This window comes from Haloleucobacter ellipsoideus (assembly GCF_052491725.1).
This window is the reverse complement of the sequence record NZ_JBQWAR010000017.1, coordinates 370,329-389,937: the sequence shown is the minus strand read 5'-3', so window position 1 is coordinate 389,937 and position 19,609 is coordinate 370,329. Positions and strand designations below refer to the sequence as shown.

Annotated in this window: 21 protein-coding genes; 11 read left to right on the top strand and 10 right to left on the bottom strand. The window is 64.8% G+C overall.

Going from position 1 to position 19,609, the window contains the following annotated elements; translation table 11 throughout:
* Window positions 1–100 precede the first annotated feature (100 nt).
* Window positions 101–1,393 (top strand): nicotinate phosphoribosyltransferase, encoded by a 1,293-nt coding sequence (pncB, locus tag ACT6QG_RS07085; protein ID WP_444976853.1) that lies wholly within the window; start codon window positions 101–103, stop codon window positions 1,391–1,393.
* A 38-nt stretch (window positions 1,394–1,431) separates the two neighbouring features.
* On the opposite strand, the gene ACT6QG_RS07080 is transcribed toward pncB, so the two are convergent.
* The 4 genes from ACT6QG_RS07080 to petA form a co-directional block, all read right to left on the bottom strand.
* A complete protein-coding gene (locus ACT6QG_RS07080) occupies window positions 1,432–1,968 on the bottom strand; it encodes an adenine phosphoribosyltransferase (protein ID WP_444976852.1) in 537 nt (178 codons plus the stop codon).
* A 197-nt stretch (window positions 1,969–2,165) separates the two neighbouring features.
* Complete coding sequence (locus tag ACT6QG_RS07075; protein WP_444976851.1) at window positions 2,166–3,011, bottom strand: cytochrome c1; 846 nt, start codon at window positions 3,009–3,011, stop codon at window positions 2,166–2,168.
* A 20-nt stretch (window positions 3,012–3,031) separates the two neighbouring features.
* Window positions 3,032–4,306 (bottom strand): cytochrome b, encoded by a 1,275-nt coding sequence (locus tag ACT6QG_RS07070; RefSeq protein WP_444976850.1) that lies wholly within the window; start codon window positions 4,304–4,306, stop codon window positions 3,032–3,034.
* Between the two features lie 34 nt (window positions 4,307–4,340).
* On the bottom strand, window positions 4,341–4,874 hold the full coding sequence (gene petA / locus ACT6QG_RS07065) for a ubiquinol-cytochrome c reductase iron-sulfur subunit (RefSeq protein ID WP_444976849.1): 534 nt from the start codon (window positions 4,872–4,874) through the stop codon (window positions 4,341–4,343).
* 248 nt (window positions 4,875–5,122) lie between these two features.
* On the opposite strand from petA, the gene ACT6QG_RS07060 reads away from it, so the two are divergent.
* The 3 genes from ACT6QG_RS07060 to ACT6QG_RS07050 all read left to right on the top strand — a co-directional run bounded on the left by ACT6QG_RS07060 (window position 5,123) and on the right by ACT6QG_RS07050 (window position 6,899).
* Window positions 5,123–5,587 (top strand): tRNA (cytidine(34)-2'-O)-methyltransferase, encoded by a 465-nt coding sequence (locus ACT6QG_RS07060; protein ID WP_444976848.1) that lies wholly within the window; start codon window positions 5,123–5,125, stop codon window positions 5,585–5,587.
* 80 nt (window positions 5,588–5,667) lie between these two features.
* On the top strand, window positions 5,668–6,588 hold the full coding sequence (hemF, locus tag ACT6QG_RS07055; RefSeq protein ID WP_444976847.1) for an oxygen-dependent coproporphyrinogen oxidase: 921 nt from the start codon (window positions 5,668–5,670) through the stop codon (window positions 6,586–6,588).
* Window positions 6,589–6,680: 92 nt separating this feature from the next.
* A complete protein-coding gene (locus ACT6QG_RS07050; RefSeq protein ID WP_444976846.1) occupies window positions 6,681–6,899 on the top strand; it encodes a YodC family protein in 219 nt (72 codons plus the stop codon).
* Between the two features lie 183 nt (window positions 6,900–7,082).
* Here ACT6QG_RS07050 and ACT6QG_RS07045 read toward each other — a convergent pair whose 3' ends face one another.
* From ACT6QG_RS07045 to ACT6QG_RS07030, 4 genes are read right to left on the bottom strand one after another with little or no spacing between them, the layout of a single operon-like run.
* Window positions 7,083–8,327 (bottom strand): CCA tRNA nucleotidyltransferase, encoded by a 1,245-nt coding sequence (locus tag ACT6QG_RS07045; protein ID WP_444976845.1) that lies wholly within the window; start codon window positions 8,325–8,327, stop codon window positions 7,083–7,085.
* Between the two features lie 2 nt (window positions 8,328–8,329).
* Complete coding sequence (locus tag ACT6QG_RS07040) at window positions 8,330–8,590, bottom strand: DUF6111 family protein (RefSeq protein WP_444976844.1); 261 nt, start codon at window positions 8,588–8,590, stop codon at window positions 8,330–8,332.
* Window positions 8,590–9,285: a CoA pyrophosphatase gene (locus ACT6QG_RS07035; protein WP_444976904.1), complete on the bottom strand. Its 696-nt coding sequence runs from the start codon at window positions 9,283–9,285 to the stop codon at window positions 8,590–8,592. The genes ACT6QG_RS07040 and ACT6QG_RS07035 overlap by 1 nt, the downstream gene beginning before the upstream one ends.
* A 5-nt stretch (window positions 9,286–9,290) precedes the next feature.
* On the bottom strand, window positions 9,291–9,860 hold the full coding sequence (locus ACT6QG_RS07030; RefSeq protein WP_444976843.1) for a DUF1285 domain-containing protein: 570 nt from the start codon (window positions 9,858–9,860) through the stop codon (window positions 9,291–9,293).
* 277 nt (window positions 9,861–10,137) lie between these two features.
* Between ACT6QG_RS07030 and ACT6QG_RS07025 the strand changes: the two genes are divergently transcribed.
* The 5 genes from ACT6QG_RS07025 to ACT6QG_RS07005 are packed head-to-tail and all read left to right on the top strand — an operon-like array spanning window position 10,138 to window position 17,225.
* Entirely contained in the window at window positions 10,138–11,139 is a 1,002-nt protein-coding gene (locus ACT6QG_RS07025) for an AAA family ATPase (RefSeq protein WP_444976842.1), read from the top strand.
* A gap of 23 nt (window positions 11,140–11,162) precedes the next feature.
* Complete coding sequence (locus ACT6QG_RS07020) at window positions 11,163–12,119, top strand: DUF58 domain-containing protein (protein WP_444976841.1); 957 nt, start codon at window positions 11,163–11,165, stop codon at window positions 12,117–12,119.
* A 23-nt stretch (window positions 12,120–12,142) separates the two neighbouring features.
* Entirely contained in the window at window positions 12,143–12,310 is a 168-nt protein-coding gene (locus ACT6QG_RS07015; RefSeq protein ID WP_444976840.1) for a hypothetical protein, read from the top strand.
* A complete protein-coding gene (locus tag ACT6QG_RS07010) occupies window positions 12,310–15,162 on the top strand; it encodes a DUF4159 domain-containing protein (protein WP_444976839.1) in 2,853 nt (950 codons plus the stop codon). The genes ACT6QG_RS07015 and ACT6QG_RS07010 overlap by 1 nt, the downstream gene beginning before the upstream one ends.
* The gene (locus ACT6QG_RS07005; RefSeq protein WP_444976838.1) at window positions 15,159–17,225 is read left to right on the top strand and encodes a hypothetical protein; all 2,067 of its coding nucleotides are present in this window, start codon (window positions 15,159–15,161) and stop codon (window positions 17,223–17,225) included. The genes ACT6QG_RS07010 and ACT6QG_RS07005 overlap by 4 nt, the downstream gene beginning before the upstream one ends.
* A gap of 199 nt (window positions 17,226–17,424) precedes the next feature.
* On the opposite strand, the gene ACT6QG_RS07000 is transcribed toward ACT6QG_RS07005, so the two are convergent.
* Both ACT6QG_RS07000 and ACT6QG_RS06995 read right to left on the bottom strand, forming a co-directional pair.
* Entirely contained in the window at window positions 17,425–17,697 is a 273-nt protein-coding gene (locus tag ACT6QG_RS07000) for a hypothetical protein (RefSeq protein ID WP_444976837.1), read from the bottom strand.
* 158 nt (window positions 17,698–17,855) lie between these two features.
* The gene (locus ACT6QG_RS06995) at window positions 17,856–18,293 is read right to left on the bottom strand and encodes an NUDIX hydrolase (protein WP_444976836.1); all 438 of its coding nucleotides are present in this window, start codon (window positions 18,291–18,293) and stop codon (window positions 17,856–17,858) included.
* 139 nt (window positions 18,294–18,432) lie between these two features.
* On the opposite strand from ACT6QG_RS06995, the gene ACT6QG_RS06990 reads away from it, so the two are divergent.
* Complete coding sequence (locus ACT6QG_RS06990) at window positions 18,433–19,080, top strand: hydrolase (protein WP_444976835.1); 648 nt, start codon at window positions 18,433–18,435, stop codon at window positions 19,078–19,080.
* Window positions 19,077–19,583, top strand: a complete 507-nt coding sequence (locus ACT6QG_RS06985; RefSeq protein WP_444976834.1) for a tyrosine phosphatase family protein — start codon at window positions 19,077–19,079, stop codon at window positions 19,581–19,583. Before ACT6QG_RS06990 ends, ACT6QG_RS06985 begins: the two co-directional genes overlap by 4 nt.
* The last annotated feature ends 26 nt before the right edge of the window (window positions 19,584–19,609 follow it).

The following is a 19,609-nucleotide window of genomic DNA, read 5'->3' as shown; positions in this document are numbered from 1 at the left end:
GCAAGCGCTCCACCCCTGAAGATGTTCATCCAGACCGGCACAAGCTGGCATCCTGAAGAAACCGTTTGCCCCCGCTCCAAGCCAGCGGCCGGGAGGACTTATGACCGATATTGCCACGCGCGTTTATAACCACACCTGGAAGATCGACCCCATCGTCCGCTCCGTTCTGGATACGGATTTCTACAAGCTGCTGATGGGGCAGATGATCTTTCACCGTCACCGCGATACGCGCGTGACCTTCGGCATCCACAACCGTTCATCGCGCGTGAGGATTGCCGATATTGTCGATATCGGTGAATTGCGCGAGCAGCTGGATCATGTGCGCAAGCTGTCCCTCAGCCGGGGTGAGTCCACCTGGCTGCGCGGCAACATGTTCAACGGCAAGAGGCAGATGTTCTCGCCGGAATATGTGGCCTGGCTCGAAAGCTTCCGCTTTCCCGATTACCATCTGGAAAAGCGCGATGGCCAGTATGAGCTGACATTCGAGGGGCTTTGGCTGGAAACCACCATGTGGGAAATTCCGGCCCTCGCCATCATCAATGAGTTGCGCTCGCGCGCCGTTCTCAAGGGGCTCGGCAAGTTCGAGCTGCAGATTCTCTATGCCCGGGCGATGGCGCGGGTGTGGGAGAAAATGGAGTTTCTGCGCAGCCTGGGCGAGGTGAAGATTGCCGATTTCGGCACCCGCCGCCGCCACGGCTTTCTGTGGCAGGACTGGTGCGTGCAGGCCTTGCTCGAAGGGCTCGGCTCCGGTTTTCTGGGCACGTCCAACTGTCTCATTGCCATGCGCCATGAGGTGGAAGCCACAGGCACCAATGCCCATGAGCTGCCCATGGTCTATGCCGCGCTGGCGGATGGCGATGAGGCGCTGCGCTGCGCGCCCTACAAGGTCCTCTCGGACTGGCAGAAAGACTATGACGACAATCTGAAGATCATCCTGCCCGATACCTATGGCACCACCGGCTTTCTGGCCAATGCGCCAGAATGGGTTGCGCAGTGGACCGGCATGCGGATTGACAGCAAGGACCCGCTGGAAGGCGGCGAGGAGGCCATTGCCTGGTGGCAGGACCGCGGGCAGGACCCGAAACAGAAACTGCTGATCTTCTCGGATGCGCTGGATGTGCATGAGGTTGCGCGGATCCAGCAGGCTTTTGAAGGGCGCATCCGGCTCGGCTTTGGCTGGGGCACGCTGTTGACCAATGACTTCCGCGGGCTGGCCCCCGGTGGGGCGCTGGACCCGATTTCCATCGTCTGCAAGGTGCTGGAGGCCAATGGCCGGCCGGCCGTCAAAATTTCGGACAACCCCACCAAGGCCATGGGGCCGGCAGATGAGGTGGAGCGCTACAAGCGCGTTTTCCAAGTCGGCAAGATGGAAGCGCGTGAATTGCAGGCGTGATCCGGATAATCCGACCAACCTGCATCACAGATGCCTCATCAATGCCCGGGGAATGAGAGCAGCGCGTGCATTGGCACATCCAGCACGCGCATCTTGTCCTCGCCGCCCAGATCCGCGAGATTGACCACAAAGCTGGCCGCCTCGACAACCGCCCCGCGCCCGCGCAGCAGCTTCACGGCCCCTTCGGCCGTTCCACCCGTGGCCAGCAGATCATCGATCAGCAAAACGCGCTCACCGGGCGCGACAGCATCGATATGGATCTCGATTTCATCTTCCCCATATTCGAGCCCATAAGGCATGCAGACCGTTTCATAGGGCAGCTTGCCCTTTTTGCGGATCGGCACGAAGCCGGCTGAAAGCTGGTGCGCCACGGCCCCGCCCAGAATGAAGCCCCGCGCCTCGATCCCCACCACCTTGTGGATCTGGTGGCCGGCCCATGGTGCAACCAGTGCATCGACAGCATGGCGAAAGGCGCGCGCATCACCCAGCATGGTGGTGATGTCCCGGAACAGGATACCCGGACGCGGATAGTCTGGAATGCTGCGGATGGTATCGGCGAACTCATTCTCAGTCATTCAGGCAAATCCCCGGAAAGCACGGAAGGCAGGCCATGAAGGCCTCATTTGAAGATTAGACACGCTTTGCCATGAACAGGCCGGTGCGCGGCACAATAATGCACAGGCCGGCTTGCGCTCAAAAAAGAAAAGGGCCCCATGGGGCCCTTCCTGTCATTTCGCCTCGGAAACAGGAGGGCGGAGACCCGCCCTTCCCGTCAATGGGCGACGTTCTTCCACACCTTCTTCTTGGTGAAGTAGAGCAGGCCGGCAAAGACGATCAGGAAGATCATCACCTGGAACCCGATGCGCTTGCGGGCATCGAGATGCGGCTCTGCCATCCACATCAGGAAGGCGGACACGTCTTGGGCATACTGACGCACAGTCTGCGGCGAACCATCGGTATATTCCACCAGCTCATCGCTGAGCGGGTTGGGCATCGCGATCTGATGACCCGGGAAATACTTGTTGTAATGCAGGCCGGACTGCAGCGTCACATCTTCCGGCGGCTCTTCATATCCGGTCATCAGGGCGTTGATATAGTCAACGCCATATTCCTGATACTGGATGAAGGCATCGGTGATGAAGCCGGGGAAGCCCACATGATAGGAGCGCGCCTTCGCAAGCACGGACATATCCGGGGGGAAGGCCCCGCCATTGGAGGCACGCGCCGCCTGCTCGTTCGGGAACGGCGCCGGCCAGTGGTCCGAAAGGCGCGCGGGCCGCTCGAACATGTCACCGGAGCTGTCCGGGCCATCCTGCACCTGATATTCGCTGGCGATCTGCTTCACCTGATCTTCGGTGAAGGCGGGACCGCCCGGCTGCGACAGGTTGCGGAAGGCCAGATAGTTGGCGGAGTGACAGGAGGCGCAAACCTCCTTGAACACCTTGAAACCGCGCTGGAGCTGCGCCTGGTCATAGGTTCCGAACGGGCCGGAGAATGACCAGGGCATACGCGTGGGCGTCGAAGCCTCACCCGCGGCCTGCGCACTTGTGGTGAGCGCAGGCGTGGCGGCCAGAACGGCAGCGGCCGTGATGCCGAAGAGAATCTTACGAATGTTCATGTCGCTCTCTCCGCACTGGCTCACTTCGTCTCCGGGGCGGCTGCCCCGGCGACCACTGCGGCCCCACCCTTGCTCCGCGAGAGTACAGCATCCGCAATCGAGGCCGGCATCGGCTTGGGACGTTCAATGAAGCCCAGAGCCGGCAGGATCACGAGGAAGTGGATGAAGTAGTAGACAGCGAAGATACGGGAAAGGATCACATAGATGCCTTCCGCCGGCATGGCGCCCAGATAGCCCAGACCCACGGCCACAATGGCGAAGACCCAGAAGAAGAAGCGGAACAGCGGGCGGTAGCGCGCCGAACGCACCTTCGAGGTATCCAGCCAGGGCAGGAAGGCCAGCACCGCGATGGCCGCAAACATGGCCAGCACACCGCCGAGCTTGTCCGGCACCGCACGCAGGATGGCGTAGAAGGGCAGGAAGTACCATTCAGGCACGATATGCGCCGGCGTCGACATGGGATTGGCCGGGATATAGTTGTCCGAGTGGCCGAGGAAGTTCGGCGTATAGAACACGAACCACGAGAAGAAGATGATGAACACCACGATGGCGAGCAGGTCCTTCAGCGTCGCATAGGGCGTGAAGGGCACGGTGTCCTTGGACACGCTCTTGATGTCCAGACCATCAGGGTTGTTCTGGCCCACATGATGCAGCGCCCAGATATGCAGGCCAACGATGCCGGCAATCATGAAGGGCAGCAGATAATGCAGCGCGAAGAAGCGGTTGAGGGTGGGATCACCCACGGCATAGCCGCCCCAAAGCCACTCCACGATCACCGGGCCCACCACCGGAATGGCGGAGAACAGGTTGGTGATCACGGTCGCGCCCCAGAAGGACATCTGGCCCCAGGGGAGCACATAGCCCATGAAGGCGGTCGCCATCATCAGCAGATAGATGATCACGCCGAGGATCCACAACACTTCACGCGGGGCCTTGTAGGAGCCGTAATAGAGGCCGCGGAAAATGTGGATATAGACCGCGATGAAGAACATCGAGGCGCCGTTGGCGTGGATGTAGCGCAGCAGCCAGCCATAGCTCACATCGCGCATGATATGCTCCACACGCTCGAAGGCGATGGTCGCATAAGGCGCATAGTGCATGGCCAGCACGATGCCGGAGACGATCTGGCACACCAGCATGAAGCTGAGGATGGCGCCGAACGTCCAGAGATAATTGAGATTCTTCGGCACCGGATAGGCGATGGCCGAAGAGTGAATCAACCCCACAAGCGGCAAGCGGCTTTCAAACCACTGCGCCACCTTCCCCTTGGGCTGGTAGGTTGAGTGTCCTTCCATGGGTCCAACCTTTGTTGAAGAGGCGACGCGCGCGTCAGCCGATCAAAATCGAGGTGTCGGAAACGAAATTGTAGGGGGGCAGCTCAAGGTTGAGCGGCGCCGGCCCCTGACGGATACGTCCCGAGGTGTCATAAACAGAGCCGTGGCAGGGGCAGAACCAGCCGCCATAGGTGCCCTGATGGCCGAGCGGCACGCAGCCCAGATGGGTGCAGATGCCGATGACGACCAGCCACTGGTCCTTGCCTTCCTTCACGCGGTCGGCGTCAGCCTGCGGATCGGGCAGCTTGGCCACGTCCACATTGCGCGCCTCCTCGATTTCCTTCGCCGTGCGATGGAAAACGAAAACCGGCTTGCTGCGCCACATCACGGTGATCATCTGGCCTTCAGAGATCGGGCCCAGATCCACTTCGGTGGAGGCGAGCGCGAGCACGGAGGCATCGGGCTGCATCTGTGAAACGAATGGCCAGGCGAGCCCGGCCACTCCGACCGCGCCCACTGCGCCCGTCGCAATGTAAAGGAAGTCCCGGCGCGTCGTCTGCGGAGTCTGCGAGGATTGCGTTTGTGCCACGGCGTTAATTCCTGATCTTGTCACCCGCCCCAAGCGCGCCAGAGGCCAGAATTCGAATACGAATGTTTCGAAGAGGCCAAACAGGCGCGAATGTGGCGTCTTGATGAAGCCAAGCTGCCACCTTCGAGGGCCTCTAATTGCACCCTCTCCCCATCTTGTCCAGATCAGGGCAGTCCCGCATATGGCCTTTTCGCCCACAGACTTTGGATTATTCGCCGCCCTGCGGTATCGTTCTGCCGGATAAAACCATGCATCTAGCCCTCTATTGCCCTGATATCGCCCAGAATGCCGGAACCTGCCTGCGCATGGGCGCGTGCCTGGGAATTCCTGTCCATATCATTGAACCTGCTGGGTTTCCTGTGGGCAACGCGGCCTTCAGGCGGGCCGGAATGGATTATCTGGATGCGGTGGAATGGCGCAGGCACGACAGTTTTGCCGATTTTGAAACTTTTCGTCAGGCCGAGGGGCGCCGCCTGATACTTTTCACCACAGCCGGAACCCGGCCCTATACAAACTTCCGGTTTGATGCCTCGGACATCCTCCTGTTCGGCAGGGAATCGGCTGGTGTGCCCCAAAACATTCATGATCTGGCGGATGAGCGCCTCACCATACCCATGCGTCCCGGCATGCGCTCTCTCAATATCGCCATGAGCGCGGCCATGGCGGCGGGAGAGGCCCTGCGCCAGACAAACGGTTTTCCCCGCCCGCTTTGAGGGCAGACCATTTGCCTTTCTCCCCCGCGCGCGACACAAGAGAGGGAAATCCATTTCCCGGAAAGATGCTGACCGAGCCCATGCCTGTTTCCTCCCCTTCCACTACCGACTCCAGTCTTGAAGCACGCAAGGCCCAGGCCCGCGCATGGTTTGAGGATTTGCAGGGGCGGATCATCTCCTCCTTCGAGGCGCTTGAGCGGGAGGCTCCAGATACCCTGTATCCTGGCGCACCGGCCAGCTTCACGCGGACCCCCTGGAAGCGGGAGGACCATACCGGCATTCCCGGTGGCGGCGGCACCATGGCCCTCATGCGCGGGCGGCTGTTCGAGAAGGTGGGCGTGCATACCTCCACCGTCTTCGGTGAATTCGCGCCCGAGTTTCGCGGCAATATTCCCGGCGCCAACGAGGATCCCCGATTCTGGGCCTCCGGCATCTCGCTCATTGCCCATATGAGCAATCCCCATGTGCCCGCCGTGCATATGAACACCCGCTTTGTGGTGACCAGCAAGGCGTGGTTTGGCGGCGGGGCGGACCTGACGCCGGTGCTGGCCGCCCGCCGCACCCAGGAGGATGCGGACAGCATCGCCTTCCATGCCGCCATGCGCACGGCCTGCGAGGCGCACAAGGTGGCCGATTACGAGCGCTACAAGACGTGGTGCGACGAGTATTTCTTCCTCAAGCACCGCAACGAGATGCGCGGCATTGGCGGCATCTTCTATGATTATCTCGACAGCGCGCGCGAAGGGAAAGGCAGCTGGGAGGACGACTTCGCCTTCACCCGCGATGTGGGCCTCGCCTTTGCCGATATCTATCCCCGTCTCGTGCGCGCCAACATGCACACCCCCTGGAGCGCACAGGAGCGGGAGGAGCAGCTCATCCGCCGCGGCCGCTATGTGGAATTCAACCTGCTGTATGATCGCGGCACGGTGTTTGGCCTGAAAACCGGCGGCAATGTGGATTCCATCCTGTCCTCCATGCCACCTGTGGTCAAATGGCCCTGATGGGCGGGTACTGTGATGACTTCGTCACGAACCCCGCCTAGGGTCAGTACAGGTCCAACGGGGCGAATCCGCCCCCTTCGGGAGTGACCAGCATGGCGTTTGAACCGGGTGAAATTGTTCAGCTCAAGTCGGGCAGCCCTGCCCTTACCGTTGTTTCGGAATCCGGTTCCGACGTGACCGTGATCTGGTATGCGGACGAGGTGCCGGAATTCCGCACCGAGACCATTCCCGCCATTGCCCTCGAAACACTGGATCTGCTGGTGTTTGAAGAGGAAGAAGACGAGGATGAAGAGGATTCCGACGAGGACTGATCCTCGCCACGGGCTCTGCCTCTGAAAACGGGTGCACGGCTGGGAGCGGGCATGAAAGCCCTTCCCGTGCCGGTGCACCCTTTTTTATGGCCGGTTGATCGCGCTCTTGCGCAGGCCACCATTCCGCCCGGCCCTGCTGAAGAAGGCAGGCAGACAGGGCTGACCGGAAACCTGCCCCCGTGCTCAGTCCTGTTGCGTGGATCTTCCGACCCTGCAGGCGACATCTCTCACGATCGCCGCAATCGTTTCCGGCGCATCGGGGAAGTCCGCCGCGATCCATGCCGCCTCGGCCTGCCGCAGGGCCACACCCAAAGCCGGGCCCGGTTTCAGCCCCTGCGCGATGAAATCCTTCGCACCCACCGGCCAGACAGGGCGCTGCCACCGGGCGGCCTGCAAGGCCAGCCTGTGCAGGGCCGCCATCCGCTCTTCTGAAGGGTGGCGCGCCGCGGCCAGAAGCACACGGCTTTCCACCGCCTGCGGACCATCGCGATAGAGGAGCGCACGCCCCCTCGCATCGTCCAGCGCATCCGGCAGGGGCAGGGCCAGAGCCTCCAGTGCGCGGGTTTCCTCGTTTGAAAGGCGCAGGCGGGTGCGCAGGCGCGGCACATCATCCGGCACGCGCACGGCCAGCGCCGCCAGATGGCGCATGGCATCACCCGCAACGCCCCACTCCTGTTCAAGGGCCATCAGGCGCCCCAGAAGCGGCGGATCGCCAATGCCGGCCAGAAGAGGCTGCAACAGGCCGCTGTCACTCATCACCTGCAGCGTGGGGGCTGCGGCAGGGGCCAGAAGCAGCTTGCGCATTTCCGCCCCCACCCGCTCCCGCGAGAGGCCGGCAAGGCCGGCCCGCAAGCCTTCGCAGGCGCGCAGCGCTTCTGTGTCCACATCGCCCGCGCCATAAGCGGCATGGAAGCGGAACAGCCGCAGAATGCGCAGATAATCCTCGCGGATGCGTGCCCCGGCATCACCAATGAAGCGCACATGCCGGCGGGCAATATCCGCCAGCCCGTTCACAAGGTCGATCACCGCGCCATGCTGCGTGGCATAGAGCGCATTGATGGTGAAATCCCGCCGCGCCGCATCCGGCGCCCAATCCCGGCCGAAGCGCACCACCGCATGGCGGCCATCGGTGGAGACATCCTCGCGCAGGGTGGTGACCTCATAGGGCAGATGGTTGGCAACCACCGTCACCGTGCCATGCTCGACTCCGGTGGGAACAGCCTTCAGGCCAGCCGCCTCAACGCGCCGGATCACCTCCTGCGGCAAGGCTGTGGTGGCAATGTCCACATCCCCCACCGGCACGCCCAGCAGCGCATTGCGGACAGCGCCCCCCACCACGCGGGCTTCCTCGCCATCCGCATTCAGCGCGTCCAGAACCGCCCGCAACCCCGGACGGCCCCAGAAATCGGCCTGTTTCAGGTCCGCCATGGTCATTCATAGCGGCCGGGGATGAAGACCCCGTCGCGCATCTCGGCCGGAACATAGCGGGTGCCGGCAGGCGCGCCGCGTCCGCCTTCAAACACGAAGAGCCCGGCTGCCATCAGCGCCAGCGCGATAACGCCCAGTATCGCCAGCATGCGCGGGGACCAGTGCTCCGGCACCACCGAGCCCTTGGTGGCCAGAAGCAGCGCGCCATACAGGATAAAAGGCGTGAGAAAGAGCGCCAGCTCGATCAGAATTGTCCGCGCCATCAGGCGTAAACCCTCTCATAGAGATTGCGCAGCATTCCAGCAGTTGCGCCCCAGATATAACGCCCCTCATAGGGCATCGCATAATAGTGCCGCAGCGTGCCCTTCCACTCGCGCGACTGGCGCTGGTGGTTGGCCGGAGCCATCAGGAAGCGCAGCGGCACCTCGAAAATCTCATCCACCTCCCCGGGATTGGGGGTCAGCGTGCAGGCCGGGTCCACCAGCGCCACCACCGGCACGATCCAGAAGCCGGTGCCGGAAAGATAGCCCTCCATATAGCCCAGCGGATGGATGAAGCGCGCTTCCAGCCCCACCTCCTCGCGCGCCTCGCGCAGCGCCGCATCCTGCTCGTCCCGGTCCTCCGGGTCCAGGCGCCCGCCGGGAAAGGCAATCTGCCCGGCATGGTGGTTGAGATGGGCGGAGCGCTGGGTCAGCAGCACGCTCGGCTCCGCCCGCGCCATGATGGGCACCAGAACGGCGGCCCGGCGCGGCTCCTGCCGTGGCGCCTCCTCTCCCGGAACCGGAGAGAGGGCATGGTCACCGTTCAGCCGCGCATAGGCCTGTGCCGAATATGGCGGCGGGGGCGTATGGGACAGGCGCGCCCTTGCCCGCTCCACAAAGGTCTCAAGCGCCGAACCGGGGGGAATATCCAGCCCCCCGGGCACTGGCGGAAGAGCCGGGGAAGCGGAAGAAGTCATGCTCATCAGGCATCCTCGCCCGCCGCCAGCCCGTCAAGGGCGCTGGCGGGCATGATGGGAAAGAAGCTGGCACCGGAAGCGACACCGAACATCGCTTCCTCCGGCCCCTCGCGCACTTCGCCAAGGGCCACCAGTTCCAGATATGTGGCGCGGGTGAGCCGGGCTTCAAGGCCATTGCGCACCATCACATAGGGCCTGAAGCTGCCCGGTTCATCCCCGGCGGCAAAACGCAGGGGATGGTCTGGCCCGCACCGCACCAGATCATCCAGATTGGTGCGGAACACCAGAACCGGCCCTTCCGCGCTCTCCTCCACAGCCATCTCGACAGCGAGGAAAGGGGCGTCATCCACCTTGATCCCGATTTTCTCCGCCGGGGTCTTGAGCACATAGCGCCCGTCCTCCCGCGTCAGCACCGAGGCAAACAGGCGCACCAGAGCCGGGCGGCCGACAGGGGTGCCCATATAATGCCAGCTTCCATCCGCGGTGATGCGCATGTCGATGTCGCCGCAATCGGGCGGGTTCCACAAATGGACCGGCGCCGGCCCGCGCCCGCCGGCCGCCTGCACGGCCGCCATCAGGCTCTCCAGCCGCGGGGATGAAGATGATGTGTCTGGGGAGGAAGCATCCGTCATCAACAGTTCCCGCCGGGGCGGCCCTCTTTCCATCCCTTCTTAAGGGATTCGATGCATTTGCCTTTCATCGTAAGCGCTCTTGGCGGCGGAGGCGACCCCCGGTCCATTTTCGCTTTTGCGTGATAAAACATGCCATAAGGCGAATGGGGCGTGATATTGCCGCTTTTGGCGGCGAGCCTGCCGCCTGTTCCGGTACGAGTGACATGATGGAGAAGGCCTGATGGCATTTGCTGGCGACGCGCGGGATCTCGACCAGACGATCATCCGCAATGCCGAAGCCTCTGCCGCCCATGTGCGCGCGGCGCGCGATGCGGTGGGCGAAATCATTTTCGGGCAGGAAACAGTGGTCGAGCAGGTGCTCGTCACCCTGCTTTCCGGCGGTCATGCCCTGCTCGTGGGCGTGCCGGGGCTGGCCAAGACCAAGCTGGTGGAAACACTCGGCATCGTCCTGGGGCTCGACAATCGCCGTGTCCAGTTCACGCCGGATCTCATGCCCTCCGACATTCTGGGCGCGGAAGTGCTTGAGGAAGGTGTGGATGGCAAGCGCCATTTCCGCTTCATCCAGGGGCCCATCTTCACCCGCCTGCTGATGGCCGACGAGATCAACCGCGCCTCCCCGCGCACCCAGTCCGCTTTGCTGCAGGCCATGCAGGAATATCATGTCACGGTGGCCGGCGTGCGCCATGACCTACCCCGCCCCTTCCATGTGCTGGCCACCCAGAACCCGCTGGAGCAGGAGGGCACCTATCCCCTGCCCGAAGCCCAGCTCGACCGTTTCCTGATGCAGGTGGATGTGGATTATCCGAACCGTGATGCCGAACGGCGCATCCTGTTTGAAACCACCGGCGCGGCCGAGCGCGCGCCCCGCCCCGCCATGAGCGTGGAGGAACTGGCGCAGGCACAGGCGCTGGTGCGCCGTCTGCCGGTGGGTGAATCGGTGGTGGAAGCCATTCTGGATCTGGTGCGCGCCGCCCGTCCGGGGCATGAGAGCGCGGAACAGAAGCTGATTGCATGGGGCCCCGGCCCGCGCGCCAGCCAGTCTCTCATGCTGGCCGTGCGCGCCCGCGCCCTGCTGGACGGCCGCTTCGCCCCTTCGCTGGATGATGTCGCGGCACTGGCGGAACCCATTCTCAAGCACCGCATGGCCCTCAGCTTCGCGGCGCGGGCGGAAGGAGAAACCGCCACCGGAATCATCCGCCGCCTTGCCAGCCGTCTCGGCTGAAGCTGCGGGAAGGGACCAGGCCCTTGGCACTCCACCCATCCCAGCCTGAGCGGGCAGCAGCTCCCACCGGCAGCAGTGCGCCGGCACAGGCCGTTCGCTCCGCTGCCCAGCGGGCAGAGCATCTGGCCGCCGCCATGCCCCGGCTGGTGATGGAGGCCGGACGCATTGCCGCCACCGTGCAGCATGGGCTGCATGGCCGTCGCCGTGCGGGCAATGGCGAGACCTTCTGGCAATACCGCCAGTTCATGAATGGCGAACCGGCGGCGCGGGTGGACTGGCGCCGTTCTGCCCGCGATGACCTGCTCTATGTCCGCGAGCGGGAATGGGAGGCCGCGCACACCGTGTGGATCTGGCCGGATCTTTCCCCCTCCATGGATTATGCCGGGCGCGGACAGGCGCCAAAGAGCGAACGCGCCCTTGTGCTGGCCTTCGCGCTGTCCGAGCTGATGGTGAAGGCCGGCGAGCGGGTTGGCGCCCCCGCCCTGCTCGCCCCCACCGCCAGCCGCCATATCATCGAGCGCATGGCGCAGGCGGTTCTGCTGGCCGCCCGCAATGGCGCCATGCCGGAAAGCCTGCCCCCCTCCTTTGCCCCCGGCCCGCGGGCGGAAATCGTCCTGCTGGGGGATTTCTGGGCCCCGGCGCAGGACACCGCGGCACGGATCGATGAACTGGCCGCCAGTGGCGCGCGCGGGCATCTGGTGCAGGTGGTGGACCCTTCCGAGGAAAGCTTTCCCTTTTCCGGCCGGGTGGTGTTTCAGGACCCGGAGGGGAACGGCAAGGTCACGGTTGGCCGGGCGGAAAGCTGGCGGGAGGCTTATGAGGAGCGACTCGCCGCCCATCGCGCCTTTCTGCGGCAGGCGGCCCAGAGGGCGGGGTGGAGTTTTCTCATTCACCGCACGGACAGGCCCGCCAGCGAGCTGCTGCTGGCACTGCATGCCCGCATGGGGCAAGGCGGCATCAGCCGGGGCGTGCGGGCATGAATGCTTCTTGCCACCTTCCCGGCATGGCAGCCTTTTCCGCCAGCCCGATGATGCGATGCGCCAGCCTGCCCCACAATCTTGCCGGCGCGGGAGCCATGACCCGTGCCCGCCGCATTCTGGCGACATATTCCAGCTTTTCCGGCCTCGCCACCCCTGAAGCGGTCCTCTTCCCGGACGGAGTTTTCGCCTGATGTTCGGCCTGCCCCTCGCCTTTTCAGCTCCGCTGCTTCTGGCCGCCCTGCTGGTGCTGCCGGTGCTGTGGGTGCTGCTGCGCGTGGTGCCGCCGCGTCCCCGCACGATCAGCTTTCCGCCCACACGGCTCCTGCTCGGCATTTCGCCCCGGGAGGAAACCAGCGCCCGTTCACCCTGGTGGCTCACGGCGCTGCGCATGGTTCTGGCCGCCCTGCTCATTCTGGCGGCGGCGGGCCCCATCTGGAATCCCCCTGCTGCCGGCCCGGTGGCCACCGGCCCTCTGGCGCTGGTGATCGATCAGGGCTGGCCGGCCGCCTCGCACTGGTCTGCCCGGATCAGCGCGGCGCAGGCGCTGATTGATGATGCCGAGGTCAATGGCCGGGGCATTGCCCTTCTGCCCACGGGCGACATACCCGGCGAGGTGACCCTGCTTGCTCCCGCCACGGCGCGCGATCGTCTGCGCTCCCTTGTCCCCATGCCTTACGCTCCCCCCCGGCATGATGCGCTGGAGCGCGCCCGCGGCCTGCTTGCCGAACATCCCGGCGCGAGCCTCGTCTTCATCTCCGATGGGGTCGATGCGGGCGCGGATGAGCATCTTGCCTCCACCTTCTCGGTGCTGAAGGCGCAGCAGGCGCGGGTCATCAGCGGCGGCCTCTCGCTGCCTCTCGCCCTCTCCGCCCCGCAGAACGATGCGGATGCCCTGCGCGTGAAAGTGCAGCGTCCACAGGCCGGCGCCCCCCGCTCCGGCACGATTGAGGCCAAGGACCTGCGTGGCCTTGTGCTGGGCGCCGCCTCCTTCACCCTTGGCGAAGGCGCGCTGGAAACCGAGGCGCGCTTCACCCTGCCTGTCGAGATCCGCAACGAGATCGCCCGGCTGGACATCTCCGGCGAGCATTCCGCCGGCGCTGTCCAGCTTCTGGACAAGAACTGGCGGCGGCGCACGGTGGGCGTCATTTCCGGCACCAGCACGGATCGTGGCCAGCCTCTGCTTGCACCCACCTATTACATTACCCGCGCCCTTGCCCCCTATGCCGACCTGCGGGTGGCGGAAACCGGCTCGGCGACAGAAAACATCAACCGCTTTCTGGATCAGCGCCTGCCGGTGCTGATCCTCACCGATGTCGGCACCATTCCCGAGGCGACGCGTGAGCGCCTCACCCGCTTTGTGGAAGAGGGCGGTGTGCTGGTGCGCTTTTCCGGTGCGAGACTGGCCAATACGCAGGATACCCTTCTGCCCGTGCGCCTGCGCCGTGGCGGGCGTGTTCTGGGTGGCTCCCTGTCCTGGGAGACCCCCCAGAAGCTTGGAACGATGACTGCCGAAGGCCCCTTCCGCGACCTTTCCGCCCCCGATGATGTCACCGTCAACCGGCAGGTTCTGGCCGAACCGGATGCAAATCTGCGCGAGCGCACATGGGCAAGCCTTGCCGATGGCACACCACTGGTCACAGGCACCCGCATGGGCAAGGGGGCGCTGGTGCTGTTCCATGTGACCGGCGACACCTCATGGTCCAACCTGCCCCTTTCCGGCGCATTCGTGGACATGCTCAGACAGGTCATCGCCCTGTCCGACATCAGCGCGGAACCTGATGTGGCTGATGCAGCGCAGGCCACGGGCGGCGCTGCGGCAAGCACGGCCCCGGCCCTCGCGCCCACGCGGGTTCTGGATGGCTTCGGCGCCTTCACGACCCCCGGCCCCATGGCCCGCGCCATCCCCGCCGATTTCCGCGGCCGCGCCGGGGCGACCCATCCGCCCGGCTTCTATGGCCCACCGGAAAGCCTTGTGGCGGTGAATGCCCTTCTGCCCGCAGACAAGATCACCCTGCTGGATTTCCCGGCCCTTGGGGCACAGGTTGAGCCGGTGCGGGACAGCACCCCGCAGGATTTGCGCGGGGCGGTTCTGCTGGGCGCGATCCTGCTGCTTCTGCTGGATGCGCTGGCGGTCCTGTGGCTCACCGGCGGGCTTGCGCGCCTGTTCCGGCGGCGGAATGCGGCGGCGGCGCTGTTTCTGGCCCTGACCCTGGCGACACTCACCGGCATTGCGGATGCACGGGCGCAGGAAGCTGTAGCCGCCGCAAAAACGACGGACCCGCAGGCTGATGCCTTTGCCCTTCAGGCCACCAGCCAGACCCGCTTTGCCTATGTCAAAACCGCAGATGCGCAAACGGATGAGGTTTCCCGTGCGGGCCTTGATGCGCTGGGCCTGTTTCTGCGCCAGCGCACCGCCATTCTGCCGGGTGAACCGATGGGGGTTGATCTGGAAACGGATGAACTCGCCTTCTTCCCCCTCATCTACTGGCCGATTTCAGGTGAGGCCGACCTGCCCTCCCAGAAGGCTCTGGCCCGGCTGGATGCCTATATGAAACAGGGCGGCACGGTCATTTTCGACACGCGTGACGCCATCGAGGGAGCGGATGAGCCGGGCGCACCGCTGACCCCCGCCCGGGTGCAGCTGCGCGACATTCTCGCCAGCCTCGACATTCCGGCCCTCAGCCCGGTGCCGAACGAGCATGTGCTCACCAAGGCCTTCTATCTTCTGCGGGATTTCCCCGGCCGCTTCACCGGCGGCACCACATGGGTGGAGGCATTGCCGGCCACCGAGGAAGAGGCGGAAGAGCGCCCGGCGCGGGCGGGAGACGGGGTTTCGCCCATCATCATCACTTCCAATGATCTGGCCGGGGCATGGGCTGTGAGCGAAACCGGCGCACCGCTGCTGCCGCTGACACCGGGTGAGCCGCGCCAGCGTGAAATGGCCTTCCGCGCCGGGGCCAATATCGCCATGTATGTGCTCACAGGAAACTACAAGGCAGACCAGGTGCATGTGCCGGCGCTTCTGGAAAGGCTGGGACAATGAATTATGGCCTGACCTTTTCCCCCTTCGTGCCATGGCCGGTCTTCATCGCGCTGGTGGTGGCGGCGCTCGTTCTGGCCGGGCTTTTGCTGGCCGGGCGCACCCGTGGCAGCGCACTGCGCACACTCGCCATGGCAATGGGCCTGCTGGCTCTTGCCAACCCGTCCTTCACGCAGGAGGAGCGCGAGCCGCTCACCTCCGTGGTCGCCGTGGTGGTGGATGACAGCCCGAGCCAGACCTTCGGCAACCGGCGCACCCAGACCGAAAGCGCCCGCGCGGCGCTGGAGGCCGGCCTTGCCGCCCTGCCGGGCGTGGAAATGCGCACCATCACCGTGGACGGGCGCGGCAGCAATGCCGATGGCACCCAGCTTTTCTCCGCCCTTGCGGCCGGCCTTGCCGATGTGCCCCCCGAGCGGCTCGCCGGAGCCATCATGATTACCGACGGGCGCGTGCATGATGTGCCAGCCCGCGTGGCCGAACTCGGCTTCACCGCCCCGCTCCATGCCCTCATCACAGGCGAGGAAGGGGAGAAGGACCGGCGCATCACGCTGGAAAAGACCCCGCGTTTCGGCATTGTGGGGCAGGAACAGACCCTCACCTTCCGCGTGCTGGATGAGGGCCTGCCCGCTGGCGCGCGCGTGCCCGTGACCGTCAGGCGCGATGGCGAGACTATCGCCTCTCCGCTTGTCACGGCCGGTGAAAGCACCAGTATCCGCGTCGGCATCACCCATGCCGGGCCGAACATCATCGAGCTGGAAGTGCCCGCCGTGGAGGGCGAGCTGACGCAGGTGAACAACCGCACCGCCCTTTCCATTGATGGCGTGCGGGACAAGCTGAAGGTTCTGCTGGTTTCCGGTGAGCCCACAGCCGGCGAGCGCACATGGCGCAACCTGCTCAAGAGCGATGCGAATGTGGATCTCGTCCACTTCACCATCCTGCGCCCGCCCGCCAAGCAGGATGGAACGCCGATCGACGAGCTCTCCCTCATCGCCTTCCCCACCCATGAGCTGTTCGACACGAAGATCAATGATTTCGATCTCATCATCTTCGATCGTTATGCGCAGGAAGGCGTGCTGCCCCAGCTCTATCTCGAAAACATCGTGAATTATGTGCAGGGCGGCGGAGCGCTGCTGGTGTCTTCCGGGCTGGACTATGTGGATTTCGGCTCGCTCTACAACACGCCGCTGGAAGATGTGCTGCCCGCCGTGCCCACCGGCGCGGTGACGGAGGAGCCTTTCCACCCCCGCCTGAGCGAAGCCGGCAAGCGCCATCCCGTGACACGGGACCTGCCCGGCAGCCAGAGCGAACCGCCGAACTGGAGCCGTTTCTTCCGTGTCATCGATACGGAGGCGCGCTCCGGCACCGCCCTCATCTCCGCCCCCGGAGACAAGCCGGTGCTTCTGGTGGATCAGGTGGGCGAAGGCCGGGTCGGCCAGCTGCTGTCCGACCATATCTGGCTGTGGGCGCGGGGCTATGAGGGGGGCGGGCCGCATGTGGATCTGCTGCGCCGCCTCTCCCACTGGCTGATGAAAGAGCCGGATCTGGAAGAGGAGCAGCTCAAGGTCAAGGTTTCCGGGCCAGACCTGCTGGTGGAGCGCCAGACCATGGGCAGCACCGTGCCTGCCGCCGAGGTCACCACCCCCACAGGGGAGGTCCGCACGCTGGATCTGAAGGAGGCCAGCCCCGGCCTGTGGCGTGCCACGACCCCGGCGGACATGCCCGGCCTGTGGCGTGTGACCAATGGTGACCTGACGGCACTGGCCAATATCGGCCCGCTCAATCCGCGCGAGTTTGCGGAAGTCACCAGCACACGGGAGATCCTCACTCCCATCGTGACCGCAACAGGCGGTGGCGTCTGGCGTCTTTCCGAGCGGGGAGGAGAACCGCCGCGTCTGGCCCAGCTTTCAAGCGGCAGCCGCATGGCGGGCAGTGACTGGATGGGCCTTGCCACGCGGGATGTCTCCGTTGTGCGCGGCATCAGCCTTTATCCGGTTTTCACCGGGCTCACGGGCCTCATCATCCTGCTGGGCCTTCTCACAGCCGCATGGGTGCGTGAAGGGCGCTGATCAAAAGCGCCCCTGCCCCGCTTTTATCCGGCGCGGCCGCTCATCCGCCCTTCCGCCGGCATGGCAGCCAGCCGCCGAAACCATGCCCGGCAGGGAGAAGCGGTGCGAGGGGAAGCGGCGCGAGGGAGAGGCCATCCCCACGGCAAAAAACCCGGAATTGCAGGGCAATCCGGGCCAGCCACTTTCAGGAATGGAAAGATCAGTGTCGCTGACCGACCATGGTATAATCGCCGGAGCGCACACGTTCCACGAGGCGTGACACGAACTGGGCGCTCGGCTCCTCGCCATAAGTGGTGACAAGGCTGCGCAGGGCGGTGAAGAGCGCGGCCTGCACGAGGCAATCCTCTTCCAGACCATCGCGGACCGCCTCGACCCAGGCGTCGTTCAGATAGGTCAGGGCTGCGTGCCGTTCGTCGGCTGCCATGTCGGCGATATCGGGCAAATCAATGGCAGGGTTCGACAATGTGGTCACGTTTCAGCCTCCGGACATGCTTCAGCGGCACGAGCCATAACTAGCACGATCCGAGCCGATGTGTAGGAGGTTCTTACCAAAAGGTTAATGGCAAGGGAATCCCTCCGCCGCCATTTTCCTGCCATCCTCTCCAGCGCCCGTGCCCCTGCCCCCTCTTCTCAGCCCTGCCGGATGCCGCCCGCCACCCGCGCGGCCGCCGCAACCATCTGCTCCAGCCCCTCCGTCACGGGGAGGGCACAGATGCAGGCGGGATCGAACCAGCCCACGGCGGAAGCCTCCTCACCGGTCTGCGGCTCCCCTTCCAGCCAGAGGCCGGCATGGGCCACCACCACGAAATGGCCGGTGAGCATACCGGCCTCATCCCGCAGGATGATATCGCGCACGCCGGCCACACCCTCTATCCGCGCCTTGACCCCCACCTCTTCCCCAAGCTCCCGCAAGGCCGCCTCGGCAACCGTCTCGCCCGGCTCCACCCGGCCGCCCGGCAGGCTCCACAGCCCGGCGCCGGGGGCGGCGGCGCGGCGCGCCAGCAGCACCCTTCCCTGACGAAACACGGCAATGCTTGCAGCCAGAACTGGGCGGATCGGAGTGGTCATGCAAAAGCAATCCTTGTGTTGAATGATGCCGGGCAAGGCTTGTGATGCCCCACCTTCCGCCTAACTTCGCGCCACAGCGTCCTTACGCGATTCGCATTCACCCCTTCCAACCCCTGCGCAGCGAGACCGACAGTCCCTGATGAGAGCCCGCACCCTGCCCGCCGCTTCCGAGGCTTCTCCCCGTTCCCCCCGCCGCACCGCGCCCGCGCGCGCGTGGCAGCGCATGCTTTCCGGCCGGCGGCTGGATCTGCTGGACCCCTCCCCGCTGGATATCGAGATCGAGGATATCGCCCATGGCCTTGCCCGTGTCGCGCGCTGGAACGGGCAGACCCATGGCGACAACATCTTCTCCGTGGCCCAGCACTCCCTGCTGACAGAACATCTGTTCCGCCGGGCCGAGCCCGGACAGGAGCGCGCCGCGCTGCTCTGCGCCCTGCTGCATGATGCGCCCGAATATGTCATCGGCGACATGATCTCCCCCTTCAAGATGGTGCTGGGGGATGATTACAAGGCGGTGGAGACAAGGCTCCTGCACGCCATCTCCATCCGCTTCTCCCTGCCTGCCAAATGGCCGAGAATGCTGGTGAAAAAGATCAAGACGGCCGATCTCGGCTCGGCCTATTTCGAGGCCACCCATCTGGCCGGCTTTGCCCCGGCGGAGGCCCGCCGCCTTTTTGGCCAGCCCGTCCCGCTCGACCCGGAAGAAGAACGCGATTACCTTGTGCCCTGGACCGCGCAGGTGGCGAAAGAGCGCTTTCTGCGTCGCTTCGAGGAGCTTCAGCCATGATTCATGTCTGCCCCCTCTCCCGCCTGCAGGATACGGTGGAGGCCAGTGGCGCGCGGCACATCATCACCCTCATCAATGCCGATACCGTGGTCACGCGGCCCGCGGGCGTGGAACCGGAAAACCATCTCTTTCTCGGCTTCAATGACATTGCCGCCGAAACCGAGGGGCTGGTGCCGCCCGGGGCGCATCATGTTGAAGCCCTGTTCAGCTTCGTGCAGGGCTGGCCAAGGCAGACACCGCTGGTGATCCATTGCTTTGCCGGCATATCGCGCTCCACCGCGGCCGCCTTTTCCACCCTCTGCGCCCTCCAGCCGGAGCGGGACGAGATGGAGCTGGCGCAGCAATTGCGCGCCGCCTCGCCCAGCGCCACCCCCAATCCGCGGATCATTGCACTGGCGGATGAATCTCTGGGCCGCAAGGGCCGGATGGTTTCGGCCATTCAGGCCATTGGCCGGGGCGCGGATGCCTATGAGGGCACCCCCTTTCGCCTGCCCGTGCGCTGAGCGGCCTCGCCAAGGCGGGCGGCACA

Excerpts from the sequence above, each read along its gene's own strand:
- pncB (WP_444976853.1), top strand. The coding sequence starts at position 101 with ATGACCGATATTGCCACGCGCGTTTATAACCACACCTGGAAGATCGAC.
- ACT6QG_RS07080 (WP_444976852.1), bottom strand. The coding sequence starts at position 1,968 with ATGACTGAGAATGAGTTCGCCGATACCATCCGCAGCATTCCAGACTAT.
- ACT6QG_RS07075 (WP_444976851.1), bottom strand. The coding sequence starts at position 3,011 with ATGAACATTCGTAAGATTCTCTTCGGCATCACGGCCGCTGCCGTTCTG.
- ACT6QG_RS07070 (WP_444976850.1), bottom strand. The coding sequence starts at position 4,306 with ATGGAAGGACACTCAACCTACCAGCCCAAGGGGAAGGTGGCGCAGTGG.
- ACT6QG_RS07060 (WP_444976848.1), top strand. The coding sequence starts at position 5,123 with ATGCATCTAGCCCTCTATTGCCCTGATATCGCCCAGAATGCCGGAACC.
- hemF (WP_444976847.1), top strand. The coding sequence starts at position 5,668 with ATGCCTGTTTCCTCCCCTTCCACTACCGACTCCAGTCTTGAAGCACGC.
- ACT6QG_RS07050 (WP_444976846.1), top strand. The coding sequence starts at position 6,681 with ATGGCGTTTGAACCGGGTGAAATTGTTCAGCTCAAGTCGGGCAGCCCT.
- ACT6QG_RS07045 (WP_444976845.1), bottom strand. The coding sequence starts at position 8,327 with ATGGCGGACCTGAAACAGGCCGATTTCTGGGGCCGTCCGGGGTTGCGG.
- ACT6QG_RS07040 (WP_444976844.1), bottom strand. The coding sequence starts at position 8,590 with ATGGCGCGGACAATTCTGATCGAGCTGGCGCTCTTTCTCACGCCTTTT.
- ACT6QG_RS07035 (WP_444976904.1), bottom strand. The coding sequence starts at position 9,285 with ATGACTTCTTCCGCTTCCCCGGCTCTTCCGCCAGTGCCCGGGGGGCTG.
- ACT6QG_RS07030 (WP_444976843.1), bottom strand. The coding sequence starts at position 9,860 with ATGGCGGCCGTGCAGGCGGCCGGCGGGCGCGGGCCGGCGCCGGTCCAT.
- ACT6QG_RS07025 (WP_444976842.1), top strand. The coding sequence starts at position 10,138 with ATGGCATTTGCTGGCGACGCGCGGGATCTCGACCAGACGATCATCCGC.
- ACT6QG_RS07015 (WP_444976840.1), top strand. The coding sequence starts at position 12,143 with ATGGCAGCCTTTTCCGCCAGCCCGATGATGCGATGCGCCAGCCTGCCC.
- ACT6QG_RS07010 (WP_444976839.1), top strand. The coding sequence starts at position 12,310 with ATGTTCGGCCTGCCCCTCGCCTTTTCAGCTCCGCTGCTTCTGGCCGCC.
- ACT6QG_RS07005 (WP_444976838.1), top strand. The coding sequence starts at position 15,159 with ATGAATTATGGCCTGACCTTTTCCCCCTTCGTGCCATGGCCGGTCTTC.
- ACT6QG_RS06995 (WP_444976836.1), bottom strand. The coding sequence starts at position 18,293 with ATGACCACTCCGATCCGCCCAGTTCTGGCTGCAAGCATTGCCGTGTTT.
- ACT6QG_RS06990 (WP_444976835.1), top strand. The coding sequence starts at position 18,433 with ATGAGAGCCCGCACCCTGCCCGCCGCTTCCGAGGCTTCTCCCCGTTCC.
- ACT6QG_RS06985 (WP_444976834.1), top strand. The coding sequence starts at position 19,077 with ATGATTCATGTCTGCCCCCTCTCCCGCCTGCAGGATACGGTGGAGGCC.